This window comes from Aquabacter sediminis (assembly GCF_028863665.1).
In the GTDB taxonomy this organism is placed as follows: Bacteria; Pseudomonadota; Alphaproteobacteria; order Rhizobiales; family Xanthobacteraceae; genus L1I39.
The window spans coordinates 519,666-531,516 of sequence record NZ_JARBFX010000001.1; the positions used below are offsets into that span (position 1 = coordinate 519,666).

Genomic DNA, 11,851 nt, shown 5'->3' on the forward strand with positions numbered 1-11,851 from the left:
CCGCATGCAAGCCACATCGGGCCGGCGCATGCCTGTCATGCGCTCGTCTTCAGGCTGGGCGAGGAAGAGAAGCGTCGGGCTGTCGCTGGTCTGTTGCGGCCTCGGTGAGCAACCGCGTGAGGACCACGTGACGCACTGCACAATCCTGCTAAAGTGAGGCCATGGCTCGTATCCAAAGCGTCTGTGTCTATTGCGGAGCCGCGCAGGGCTCCGACCCCATCTTCACCGAGGAGGCGCGTCGCCTGGGCGAGGCGATCGCCCGGGAGGGTTTGCGCCTCGTCTATGGCGGCGGCGGCATCGGCCTCATGGGCGAGGTTGCCGCCGCAGTCGCCAAGGCGGGCGGCGCGGTGACCGGCATCATTCCCGAATTCCTGATGTCTCGCGAGCGCGCCTTCGGCTATGCGGCCGAAATGGTCGTGACCCAGGACATGCATGAGCGAAAGCGCCTCATGTTCGAGCGCGCCGACGCTTTCGTCGCCCTGCCCGGGGGCGTTGGGACGTTGGAGGAACTGGTCGAGCAGCTCACCTGGGCCCAGCTCGGCCGCCACCGAAAGCCCATCCTGATCGCCAATATAGCCGGTTTCTGGGATCCGTTCCTGGCGCTGATCGACCACATGCGCGCCAATGCCTTCATCCACGGCAGCAATCCCGTGAAGCTCCTGGTGGCGGAGACGGCGGACGAGATTCTTCCCAAGCTCCAGGCGAGCGTGAAGGACCTGCCCGACGATTTGGAAGGTCCGCAGGCCCGCGCCGTCGTGGAGCGGATGTAGGCCAGCCGCTCACCCTCCCAGAAACGCAAACGGGCGGCCGAAGCCGCCCGCAGCATGAGCCGGCGCCCACAGAGGGCGCCGGAAGCGTTTCATCCTCAGGCGGCCATGGCCTTGCTGAGGTTTTCGGAGATCTTGTCCAGGAAGCCGGTGGTGGACAGCCACTTCTGGTCGGCACCGACCAGCAGGGCGAGGTCCTTGGTCATGTAGCCGGCCTCGACGGTGTCGACGCACACCTTCTCCAGCGTGGTGGCGAACTTCGCCAGTTCCGCATTGTCATCGAGCTTGGCGCGGTGCGAGAGGCCACGGGTCCAGGCGAAGATGGAGGCGATGGAGTTGGTGGAGGTCTCCTTGCCCTTCTGGTGCTCGCGATAGTGGCGGGTCACGGTGCCGTGGGCGGCTTCCGCTTCCACCGTCTTGCCATCGGGGGTCATGAGCACGGAGGTCATGAGGCCGAGCGAGCCGAAGCCCTGGGCCACGATGTCGGACTGCACGTCGCCGTCATAGTTCTTGCAGGCCCAGACATAGCCGCCGGACCACTTGAGGGCCGAGGCCACCATGTCGTCGATCAGGCGGTGCTCGTACCAGATCTTGCGCTTCTCGAACTCTTCCTTGAACTCGGCGTCATACACCTCCTGGAAGATGTCCTTGAAGCGGCCGTCATAGGCCTTCAGGATCGTGTTCTTCGTGGAGAGGTAGACCGGATAGTTCCGGATCAGGCCGTAATTGAGCGAGGCGCGGGCGAAGTCGCGGATCGACTCGTCGAGGTTGTACATGGACAGGGCGACGCCGGCGCCCGGGAAATTGTACACGTCCTTCTCGATCTTGGTGCCGTCCTCACCCACGAAGGTGATGGTCAGCTTGCCCTTGCCGGGCACCTTGAAATCGGTGGCGCGATACTGGTCGCCGAAGGCATGGCGGCCCACCACGATGGGCTGCGTCCAGCCGGGAACGAGGCGCGGCACGTTCTGGCAGATGATGGGCTCGCGGAAGATCACGCCGCCGAGGATGTTGCGGATGGTGCCGTTGGGCGACTTCCACATTTCCTTGAGGTTGAATTCCTTCACGCGGGCTTCGTCAGGCGTGATGGTGGCACACTTCACGCCCACGCCATGCTTCTTGATGGCCTCGGCAGCGTCGATCGTCACCTGGTCGTTGGTGGCGTCACGATTTTCCACCGAGAGGTCGTAATATTCCAGGTCGATATCGAGATAAGGATGGATCAGCTTGTCCTTGATGTACTGCCAGATGATCCGGGTCATCTCGTCGCCGTCGAGTTCGACGACCGGATTAGCCACCTTGATCTTCGCCATGTGGACGACCTTTCGGGCGCTCTGAAAGCGCGTAGGGAGTTTTTCGGGAGGCCGGCGCCCCGAGGGCCGTAACGGAGAACGGGGCGCGCATCCCAGCCCGGCCGCTATAGCATCGCTCTTGTCCGAGAAGAAGCGCGTCGCACCTCGACTTGTGGCCATCCCCGGTGCAAGACGGGCCAAAATGGAGGTCACATGGCGGGATCGGGTACAGACAGTTCCAGGGAATGGGTCGAAGGCGGCCCGGTGGTCATCCTGGTTGAACCCCAACTCGGCGAGAATGTGGGCTCGGCGGCCCGTGCCATGGGCAATTTCGGCCTTTCGCGGCTTCGCCTGGTCAATCCCCGCAATGGCTGGCCGGACGACCGCGCCCGCACCTTCGCCGCCGGCGCCGACCGCATCCTGGATGGCGCGCAGGTCTATCCGGACCTACGCGCGGCCCTGTCCGGCATCGGCTATGCCTTTGCCGCCACCGCTCGCGAGCGGGGCATGGCAAAGACCGTGATGGGCGCCGATGGGGCTGCCGCCGAATGCCACGTCCGTCTTGCCGCTCAGGAGGACGTGGCGCTGGTCTTCGGCCGCGAGCGCACAGGGCTTTATTCGGAAGAGGTGTCTTTGTGCGACGCCATCCTGACGCTTCCGGTCAATCCGGCCTTCGCCTCTTTGAATCTCGCCACCTGCGTCGCCGTCACCGCCTATGAATGGTTCAAGCTGGCGAGCGGCGGTGCCCTGCCCTTCGCCATGCCCGACCGATCGCCGGTGGCCGAGAAGCAGGACCTGTTCGCCTTTTTCGACCATCTGGAACGGGAACTGGAAGAGGCCTCCTTCTTCCGCTCGGCGGACAAGCAGCCCTCCACCACCCGCAACATCCGCAATATCTTTCACCGCATCGGCCTGACCAAGCAGGACCTCGCCACGCTGCACGGCATGGTGACCTCCCTGGTGGAAGGCCGCGCCGGCCGCGAGGCGCGCAAGCTCGCCCACAATGCCAAGGCGGAGGCCAAGCGCGGGGAAAAAAACGAGGCGCCGCAACGGGTTTCGGGCGATGAGATGCCCTGAGTGCAGGCCGTCATCCACAGGCTGAAGCCGCGTGTGACGTTTTTTATGCCGGAGGGGTATCAATCCCCGGGTGAGGTTGCTACATAGACCTCGCCGACGGCCGCTGCGCCGGCTCACTAGTCGGTTCTGACGCGGGGTGGAGCAGCCCGGTAGCTCGTCAGGCTCATAACCTGAAGGTCGCAGGTTCAAATCCTGCCCCCGCAACCAAAGTATCATCTAAGACAAAAGGCCGGACAAATGTCCGGCCTTTTGTTTTTTGTGTTCCTCGTAGCTCGATGGAAGCGACGCCCCGGCATTCAGAAATGGAGGGCGTATGCTTACAGGGGCTTCTTACCCGGGATTTTTCTTCCCAAGCTTGACCCGAGCCATAGGCCACGCGGCAGGGGGTGCCTTCACCTGTTGCATCCCGTCTCCATCGCCAGTTCGCTAGCGCAATTTTCTCCTTTTGCCGCTAGGAAGAAGGACGCTCCGGCGGCATTAAGCCGGAGTGCCGTCACGGCATAACGAATTGGGGCGAGGCCGCCGGACGCTCGTGCGACCGACGATTCCGCAGGATGCGCGCTCGCCTTTGGAAGATGAACGGAGTGCACATGGCTAGCGGGACTGAACCCAGGGTGGAACGCGCCGGGCTGCGCATTGCGACGGTCCTGCAGGATTTCGTGGAGCAGGAGGCCCTGGCGGGCAGCGGCATTTCCCCGGATGCCTTCTGGGCCGGCCTTTCCGCCATCGCCCACGAGCTGGCGCCGCGCAATCGCGAACTTCTGGAACGGCGCGATACTCTGCAGGCCCGGCTCGACCAGTGGTACCGCGAGAACGGCGCGCCCATCGATCTCCAGGCCTACAAGGATTTCCTCGCCAAGATCGGCTATCTCGTGCCCGAAGGCCCGGCCTTCACCGTCACCACGCAGAATGTCGACCCCGAGATCGCCGAGATGGCCGGCCCGCAACTGGTCGTGCCGGTGATGAACGCCCGCTACGCGCTCAATGCGGCGAACGCCCGCTGGGGCTCGCTCTATGATGCGCTTTACGGCACCGACGCCATTTCCGAGGCCGACGGCGCGGAAAAGGGAACGGGCTACAACCCCGTGCGCGGCGCCAAGGTCATTGCCTGGGGACGGGCTTTCCTGGATCGCAGCGCACCGCTGGCTGGTGGCTCGTGGACCCAGGCGGGCGCGCTGTCGGTGAAGGACGGGATTTTGCTGGTGGGCGACACCGGCCTTTCCGATCCTTCCCAATTCGTCGGCTATCGCGGCGATGCGGCGGCGCCCTCCGCGGTGCTCCTGAAGAAGAACGGCCTCCATGTGGAGATCGTCATCGACCGCGCCAGCACCATCGGCAAGGACGATGGGGCGGGCATTTCCGACATCGTCCTGGAAGCCGCCCTGACGACCATCCAGGACTGCGAGGATTCGGTTGCGGCGGTGGATGCCGAGGACAAGGTCGTCGCCTATCGCAACTGGCTCGGCCTGATGGCCGGCGACCTGAAGGAGGAGATCTCCAAGAGTGGCCGCACGTTCACACGTGCCCTGAACGGCGACCGCACCTATACCGCCCCGGAAGGCGGCACACTGGTGCTACCCGGCCGTTCGCTCATGTTGGTGCGCAATGTGGGTCACCTCATGACCAATCCGGCCATCCTGCTGGAAGACGGGTCCGAGATCCCGGAAGGTATTATGGACGCGGCCATCACCGCGCTCATCGCACTGCGCGACATCGGCCCGAAGGGGCGCCGCGCCAACAGCCGGGCGGGCTCCATGTATGTGGTGAAGCCCAAGATGCACGGGCCTGAGGAAGTGGCCTTCGCGGTGGAGATCTTCGACCGGGTGGAAGACCTCCTCGCCCTTCCCCGCAACACCATCAAGGTGGGCATCATGGATGAGGAGCGCCGCACCACGGTGAACCTCAAGGAATGCATCCGCGCCGCCTCGGCCCGGGTGGCCTTCATCAATACCGGCTTCCTCGACCGTACTGGCGACGAGATCCACACCTCCATGGAAGCCGGCCCCATGGTCCGCAAGGGCGACATGAAGCAGGCCACCTGGATCAGCGCCTATGAGAACTGGAACGTAGACACTGGCCTCGAATGCGGCCTCGCCGGCCACGCCCAGATCGGCAAGGGCATGTGGGCCATGCCCGATCTGATGGCGGCCATGCTGGAGCAGAAGATCGCCCACCCCAAGGCCGGCGCCAACACCGCCTGGGTTCCCTCCCCCACCGCCGCGACCTTGCACGCCACCCATTATCACCAGGTGGACGTGAAGGCCGTGCAGGAGGCGCTGCGCAGCCGGCCCAAGGCGAAGCTCGACGACCTGCTCACCATTCCGGTGGCTGTGCGGCCCAACTGGACGCCCGAGGACATCCAGAAGGAACTGGACAACAACGCCCAGGGCATCCTCGGCTATGTGGTGCGGTGGGTGGACCAGGGGGTCGGCTGCTCCAAGGTGCCGGATATCCATGACGTGGGCCTGATGGAGGACCGCGCCACCTTGCGCATCTCCTCCCAGCACATCGCCAACTGGCTGCGCCACGGCGTGTGCAGCGAGGAGCAGGTGATGAAAACCATGAAGCGCATGGCGGCGGTGGTGGACCGGCAGAATGCCGGGGATCCGCTTTATCACCCCATGGCGCCGGACTTCGACGCATCCATCGCCTTCCAAGCCGCCTGCGACCTGGTTTTCAAGGGCCGTGAGCAGCCAAATGGCTACACCGAACCCCTCCTGCATCAGCGTCGTCTGGAGCTGAAGGCCGCCCGCGCCTGAGGGCATCTGCTTGCCATGGGTGCCGTTCCGCGGCGCCCATGGTGGCTGGGGAACCCCCGCGACTTCGCCAAGAGATGTTCAATCCGAGCAGAGGCGAGCGCTTCCCTTGCGGGATGCGTTTTTCGCGAAGAACAGGCCGGTATTTCGCTTGTGCGCGTCCCGGACTATGAAAGGCCAATTGCGCACTCTTCCTTTGGCCGCCTCATGGAACCTGTTACCACTACGTTGATCTTGATCCTGGCTGTCACGATCAGCGGCTCCATTGTTCGCCTTTCCCCCATTCCGCTGCCCCTGCCGCTCGTGCAAATCGCCCTTGGGGCGCTGGTTGCGGCGGTCGCGGACGTGGGCATCGCATTGCGGCCGGAAGTCTTCTTCCTGCTTTTCCTGCCCCCGCTGCTCTTCCTCGATGGCTGGCGCATTCCCAAGGACGGCCTGCGGCGGGACCGGGGAACAGTGTTGGCCATGGCCCTCGGGTTGGTGGTCTTTACCGTCCTGGGGGTGGGCTACTTTGTTCACCTGCTGATCCCCACCATGCCGCTGCCTGTGGCCTTCGCCCTCGCGGCCGTGCTTTCGCCGACCGATCCGGTTGCGGTGTCAGCCATTGCCGAGCGGGTGCCGTTTCCCCGCCGCCTGATGCACATTCTTCAAGGCGAAGCGCTGTTCAATGATGCTTCGGGCCTGGTGTGCATGCGGTTCGCCGTCGCCGCCGCGCTGACAGGGGCCTTCTCCGCCGTAGATGCGTTCGGCGTCTTCCTGTGGCTGGGGCTTGGCGGCATTGTCGTCGGGATCTGCGCCACCCTCGCCATCACCACTGCCAAGAACTGGGTCTCCGGCCACTATGGAGAGGAGCCGGGTTCGCAGATCCTCATCAGCCTGTTGATTCCATTCGGTGCCTATCTCCTGGCCGAGCATCTGGGCTGTTCAGGCATTCTTGCGGCCGTCAGCGCTGGCATCACCATGAGCCATGTGGAACAGAGCGGCCGCGCCCTGGCCCGGACACGGCTCCAACGAACGGCGGTGTGGGACACCATCAGCTTCGCCGCCAACGGCACCATCTTCGTGCTCCTGGGGGAGCAATTGCCGAGACTGGTGGCGAGCGTCGCTCTGGCCGAGCGTGAGGCGGGACGAGACGGCCAATATTGGCTCCTGCTCTACGTGGTCGCCATCAACGCCGCCTTGTTCGCTCTGCGCTTTGTTTGGGTGTGGGTTTCCCTGCGCTACACCATGTTCCGAGCCGCCGGTACGCGGCCGCCCTGGCAACTGGTTGCAGCAACCTCCCTTGCGGGCGCGCGAGGCGCCGTGACGTTGGCCGGCATTCTGACCTTGCCTCTCGCCTTGCCGGACGGATCGCCCTTTCCCGCTCGGGACCTGGCGATCTTCCTGGCGGCGGGCGCTATCATCGTCTCGCTTTTGGCGGCGAGCATCGGGCTGCCGCTCCTCCTCCACCGCCTGACCTTGCCGCCCGAGCCGGTTCGGCGGGCGCGGGAGGACCGGGCGCGGAGCAATGCGGCCGAAGCCGCCATTCGGGCGGTCGCACGGGCTCAGCATGACCTGGGAGAAAACCAGGGCGAGATGGATCTTTATGCGGAGATTGGCACGCGCATCATGTCGCAATACCGCGAGAGGATCGAGCGGCGCACCAAATCGGCAGAGGATGGCGACCGAACCGCCGCCATCGGACAGGTTGAGCGGCAACTCTACCTGGTGGGGATGCGGGCCGAGCGGGACGAGATCTATCGCATGGCGCGGGCCCGCGAGATTCCGGATGAACTGGCCCGCCGGCTGGTGGGCGAAGTGGACCTCCTGGAAACGCGCATGACGTCCTGACGATTACCCACAGGGCCGCCGGACGCACAAATGGCCCGCCCCGAAGGGCAGGCCATCCATGTCGTTATGAGAGGTCAGTGCTGTCCGCCCTTGCGGCCGGCTTCCGAGGCCCGTTCCCGGTCATTGGCGAAATTTCCGCTGCCACCCTGCTGGCGATTGTCGGATCCACCTTGCGACTGCTGTTTCTGGTGACTGTGCTCGCCACCCTTGCGGCCGGCCTCCGCCGCGCGTTCGCGGTCATTGGCGAAGTTGCCGCTGCCGCCCTGCTGGCGATTATCCGCGCCGCCCTGGGATTGCTGGTTCTGGTGACTGTGCTCGCCACCCTTGCGACCGGCCTCCGAGGCGCGCTCGCGATCATTGGCGAAGTTGCCGGATCCACCGCGATGTTCGTTGGACATTGCGTTTCTCCTTGGTCTTTCGCCCCCTTTGCCTTGCTGTTCCAACCCCATGGACACGATCCGGTTCCAGCTTGGCGGCACATGCCGTGGGCTGCCTCAGGCCATGTCCTTGATGAGCGAGCCGCTGCCCGACGTGCGCAGGAAGTGCAGCAGGTCGGACAATCCCTCCCCCAGCAGCGTCACATGGGCCCGCATCTGCTGCGCCGCGGTTGCGCCATCGCCCCGGATGATGGCGTTCATGACATTCTCATGCTCGGGGATGGAGGAATGCATGCGGCCCGGCTGGTAGGTGGTCGTGCGCCGGTAGGGCGAGACCTTCAGCGTCAGGCGGCGCAGTTCCTCTTGCAGGATGGCATTGTGGCTGGCGAGCGCGATGGCCTCGTGAAAGACGAGGTTCGCCGCGTAGAAGGCTTCCACATCCTCCTCCTCCGCCGCCTTGGCGCAGGCCGCTTGTGCGGCCTGCATGCGGGCGCGCTGCTCGGGCTGCATGCGCCGGGCCGCCTGCTGGCACGCCAAGGCTTCAAGCTCGGCCACCACGGAAAAGGCGTCCAGAAGATCCGCGAGGGACAACTGTGAGACCTGGAGCCCCTGCCGTCCCCGCGACACCACGAGACCGCTCGCCGCCAGCCGCTGCAACGCCTCGCGCACGGGGGTGCGGGAGATGTTGAACTGCTCGGCCAGTTGCCGCTCGTCCAGGCGATCCCCCGGCTTTCGGATGCCGTTAAGGATCTCCTGTTCCAGCCGGGCGACCACGCCCACCGCGAGCGAGCCAGTTTCTTCCTTCGGCGGGGCCCCGTTCAAACGCTCCATGCTGATCAGCGCCTCACCGGCTTTCCACCGAGTACAACCTGCTGGTGATCATCTCCGCCAGCGCCACAAGCCCATACAGGAGCAGGCCGCAGATGCAAAGAACCACGATCGCGGCCATGGACACCTCCGTGTCGGCCCGCGCGGTTGCGAAGATGATGAGATAGCCAAGGCCCGCCTGGGCGGTGATGAACTCGCCGATGATCACGCCGATGATGGCCAGCGTGATGGCGATCTTCATGCCGCTGAAGATATGCGGCAGCGCCATGGGAAAGCGGACCGAGGTGAAGATCTGCCACTCGGTGGCGGTCAAAGACCGGCACAGCCGCACGATGCCCCGGTCCACGCTCTGGAAGCCTGCCGTGGTGGCGATCACCACCGGGAAGAAGGCGATGAACACCGAGAAGGCGATGCGCGACTGCGTGCCCACCCCGAGCCAGATGATGAAGAGCGGCGCCAGAGCGATCTTCGGGATCAGCTGAAAGAAGATCAGGTTGGGATAGAGCGCCTGGTGGGCGGTGGGCGAATAGGTCAAGAGGATGGCGATGGCCACGCCGAGGACCAGGGCCAGCAGAAAGCCCGCGGCCGATTCCAGGGTGGTCGGGATCGCATGCATCAGCAGCAGATCATGGCGCTCATAGATGTAGCGCGCGATGGAGACGGGCGAGGGCAGGATCACCGCCGGCACCTGCCAGATGGTGACATAGGCCTGCCAGAGCGCCAGGACGAGAAAGGCCAGACCCAGCGGCAGGACGATGCTGCCAAGCCCGCTGATCGCCGCCGAGCGGCCGGGCGCCGCGGGAAGGGCGACGCCGGTCTCCGTTCCGATTGCCTTTGCCATATTCGCTCTCACTCAATCACGCTTGCGCCGGACGAAGCGGCGGGGACGGCCGACGGGGCGGGACCATGGCCGTGGGCGGCCTCGATGGTCAGGCGCAAATGCCGGCAGACCTGGGAGAATTCGGCCGTCTCCTCGATGTCGAAGCGGCGCGGGCGCGGGAACGGCATCTTCATATCGAGGATGATGGTAGAGGGACGCCCGCCCATCACCACCACCCGGTCCGACAGGAAGGCCGCCTCGCGGATGGAGTGGGTCACGAAGACCACGGTCTTGCGATAGGTCTCCAGGATCTCCGAGAGCGCCACATTCATCTGGTCGCGGGTGATGGCATCGAGCGCGCTGAAGGGCTCGTCCATCAAGAGGATTTCCGGGTCATGGATCAGCGCCCGGCAGATGGCCACGCGCTGGCGCATGCCGCCGGACAGTTCGCCGGGCTTCTTGTGCTCAAAGCCGCTGAGGCCCACCATTTTCAGGAGGCCATGGGCGCGTTCGCGATACTGCTCCATGGGCAGCTTGAGGATGCGGATCGGGAAGAGGACATTGTCCAGCACGCTCTTCCAGGGCAGCAAGGTCGCGTCCTGGAAGATGATGCCGATGTCCCGCCGGGGAGCGGAGATGGGTGCCCCCGCGAGCATGATGGAACCGCCCGTGGGGCGTTCGAGGCCGGCAATCATCATCAGAAGAGTGGACTTGCCGCAGCCCGAAGGGCCGAGCAGCGACACGAACTCGCCCCGCGCCACCTCAAGGGAGGCCGAGGCCACCGCGTGAATGGGCGTGTGCCGGGCGAAATAGGTCTTCTGGACGTCGACGGCCGAGACGATGGGCGGCTCGACGGCCGCCCCCTGCTCCCGTGTTCCCGAATTCAGCATCGATGGGTGGCCTCGTGCGGGCGCCTCAGGCGCCGATATACTTGCGATAGGGGGCTGCGCTCTTCTCGGCGGCCGCCAGGTCGGCGGGCGAGAGCTTCAGCTTGCCGACGAAGTCGTTGGTGAACAGCGTCGCCACATCTGGCTTCTCGGCGCCGGCCCCGGCGGCATATTTCACCACCAGGTCCGCCATGGTGGACACCTTGGCCGGGTCCGCCCAGCCGAAGCCGTGATCCTTAACCTCGGGCACCAGATTGGTCAGGTTGGTGAGGCCGAGGCCGATGCGCGCATATTCCTTGCCGGTGGAGGACATGGCCACTTCCGAATTGGCTTTCAGGAAGATGTCCACGGCTTCGTCGAAATTGGTCATGGAGAAGCGGATCGCTTCCATGGCGCCTTGAACGAACGCCTCCACGAGCCCCTTGTCCTGCTGAAGGCGCGCAGGCTGGGTGGTCAGCGACTGGCCATAGAACTGGATGCCCACCTGCGAGAACAGCATGAAGCGCACATCGGTGCCCAGCGAAGCCAGGGACGGCACCGTGCTGGTGGCGAAGGCGGCGATGGCGTCCACCTGCTTTTCAACCAAAGTGCGCTCGCGCACCTTGCTGTCCACCTGAACGATCTGGACCTTTGAGAGGTCGAAGCCGGCCTTTTCGGCATAAAGCGGCAGGAAGGGATATTCGCCGGAGGAGACACTGGCGCCGAGCTTCTTGCCCTCCAGTTCCTTCGGGCTCTTGATGGGCGAGCTCGCGAGAACGCCGATGCCCATGAGGGCGTCGTAATTGACCTGCCCGATGCAGGTGATGGGCAGCTTCTTGGCCGCCTGAACGATCACCGTCGGGGTGGCCGCCATGCCGAAGTCGAACGTTCCGGCGCTCACCGCCTGGGCCGCCGCGCCAGACCCCGAGCCGCGCGCCACGCTCACATCGAGCCCCAGCTTCTTCCAGAAGCCCTTGTCGCGGGCCACATAGGCGAACAGGTTCGGCCCTTCCGGGATCCAGGACGTGGTGAAGGAAATCTGCCGCGTGCCCTGCGCAATGGCAGGCATGGCAAGACCGCCCGTGGCACCGGCGGCAAGAGCCGCACCCAGGCCCTTCAGGGCGTTACGACGTGAAATCTGCATCCCGATGTCCCCTTTTTATGGTGGCCTTCTGGTTGGCCTTTCGCCGAGTGAGGTCAGCATTCCCGCGTTCGATGCCAGGCGCAAGCGCCAGTAT

General features: G+C 64.8%; 10 protein-coding genes and 1 tRNA gene. 5 read left to right on the plus strand and 6 right to left on the minus strand.

The window, feature by feature from the left end:
• Window positions 1-161 precede the first annotated feature (161 nt).
• Window positions 162-770, plus strand: coding sequence for an LOG family protein (locus tag PV781_RS02395; RefSeq protein ID WP_274774022.1), 609 nt, complete (start codon window positions 162-164; stop codon window positions 768-770).
• 95 nt (window positions 771-865) lie between these two features.
• On the opposite strand, the gene PV781_RS02400 is transcribed toward PV781_RS02395, so the two are convergent.
• Complete coding sequence (locus tag PV781_RS02400) at window positions 866-2,080, minus strand: NADP-dependent isocitrate dehydrogenase (RefSeq protein WP_274774023.1); 1,215 nt, start codon at window positions 2,078-2,080, stop codon at window positions 866-868.
• A 192-nt stretch (window positions 2,081-2,272) separates the two neighbouring features.
• On the opposite strand from PV781_RS02400, the gene PV781_RS02405 reads away from it, so the two are divergent.
• The 4 genes from PV781_RS02405 (at window position 2,273) to PV781_RS02420 (ending at window position 7,722) form a co-directional block, all read left to right on the plus strand.
• On the plus strand, window positions 2,273-3,136 hold the full coding sequence (locus PV781_RS02405; RefSeq protein WP_274774024.1) for an RNA methyltransferase: 864 nt from the start codon (window positions 2,273-2,275) through the stop codon (window positions 3,134-3,136).
• 130 nt (window positions 3,137-3,266) lie between these two features.
• Window positions 3,267-3,343: transfer RNA gene (locus PV781_RS02410), tRNA-Met, on the plus strand.
• Window positions 3,344-3,726: 383 nt separating this feature from the next.
• Window positions 3,727-5,895 carry a malate synthase G gene (locus PV781_RS02415; RefSeq protein ID WP_274774025.1) on the plus strand — a complete coding sequence of 723 codons (2,169 nt, stop codon included), beginning with the start codon at window positions 3,727-3,729 and terminating at the stop codon, window positions 5,893-5,895.
• Window positions 5,896-6,099: 204 nt separating this feature from the next.
• On the plus strand, window positions 6,100-7,722 hold the full coding sequence (locus PV781_RS02420) for a Na+/H+ antiporter (protein WP_274774026.1): 1,623 nt from the start codon (window positions 6,100-6,102) through the stop codon (window positions 7,720-7,722).
• Between the two features lie 74 nt (window positions 7,723-7,796).
• Here the strand turns inward: PV781_RS02420 and PV781_RS24090 are convergent, their stop codons facing one another.
• The 5 genes from PV781_RS24090 to PV781_RS02450 form a co-directional block, all read right to left on the minus strand.
• A complete protein-coding gene (locus tag PV781_RS24090; protein ID WP_425532343.1) occupies window positions 7,797-8,120 on the minus strand; it encodes a con-10 family general stress protein in 324 nt (107 codons plus the stop codon).
• A gap of 96 nt (window positions 8,121-8,216) precedes the next feature.
• Complete coding sequence (locus PV781_RS02435) at window positions 8,217-8,930, minus strand: GntR family transcriptional regulator (RefSeq protein ID WP_274774027.1); 714 nt, start codon at window positions 8,928-8,930, stop codon at window positions 8,217-8,219.
• A 13-nt stretch (window positions 8,931-8,943) separates the two neighbouring features.
• Window positions 8,944-9,768 carry an ABC transporter permease gene (locus PV781_RS02440; protein WP_274774028.1) on the minus strand — a complete coding sequence of 275 codons (825 nt, stop codon included), beginning with the start codon at window positions 9,766-9,768 and terminating at the stop codon, window positions 8,944-8,946.
• A gap of 8 nt (window positions 9,769-9,776) precedes the next feature.
• Window positions 9,777-10,637 carry an ABC transporter ATP-binding protein gene (locus PV781_RS02445; RefSeq protein WP_274774029.1) on the minus strand — a complete coding sequence of 287 codons (861 nt, stop codon included), beginning with the start codon at window positions 10,635-10,637 and terminating at the stop codon, window positions 9,777-9,779.
• Window positions 10,638-10,662: 25 nt separating this feature from the next.
• A complete protein-coding gene (locus tag PV781_RS02450; RefSeq protein ID WP_274774030.1) occupies window positions 10,663-11,757 on the minus strand; it encodes an ABC transporter substrate-binding protein in 1,095 nt (364 codons plus the stop codon).
• Window positions 11,758-11,851 lie beyond the last annotated feature (94 nt).

Bases quoted from the DNA above. Each gene is read 5' to 3' on its own strand.
- PV781_RS02395 (WP_274774022.1), top strand. From the start codon at position 162: ATGGCTCGTATCCAAAGCGTCTGTGTCTATTGCGGAGCCGCGCAGGGC.
- PV781_RS02400 (WP_274774023.1), bottom strand. From the start codon at position 2,080: ATGGCGAAGATCAAGGTGGCTAATCCGGTCGTCGAACTCGACGGCGAC.
- PV781_RS02405 (WP_274774024.1), top strand. From the start codon at position 2,273: ATGGCGGGATCGGGTACAGACAGTTCCAGGGAATGGGTCGAAGGCGGC.
- PV781_RS02415 (WP_274774025.1), top strand. From the start codon at position 3,727: ATGGCTAGCGGGACTGAACCCAGGGTGGAACGCGCCGGGCTGCGCATT.
- PV781_RS02420 (WP_274774026.1), top strand. From the start codon at position 6,100: ATGGAACCTGTTACCACTACGTTGATCTTGATCCTGGCTGTCACGATC.
- PV781_RS24090 (WP_425532343.1), bottom strand. From the start codon at position 8,120: ATGTCCAACGAACATCGCGGTGGATCCGGCAACTTCGCCAATGATCGC.
- PV781_RS02435 (WP_274774027.1), bottom strand. From the start codon at position 8,930: ATGGAGCGTTTGAACGGGGCCCCGCCGAAGGAAGAAACTGGCTCGCTC.
- PV781_RS02440 (WP_274774028.1), bottom strand. From the start codon at position 9,768: ATGGCAAAGGCAATCGGAACGGAGACCGGCGTCGCCCTTCCCGCGGCG.
- PV781_RS02445 (WP_274774029.1), bottom strand. From the start codon at position 10,637: ATGCTGAATTCGGGAACACGGGAGCAGGGGGCGGCCGTCGAGCCGCCC.
- PV781_RS02450 (WP_274774030.1), bottom strand. From the start codon at position 11,757: ATGCAGATTTCACGTCGTAACGCCCTGAAGGGCCTGGGTGCGGCTCTT.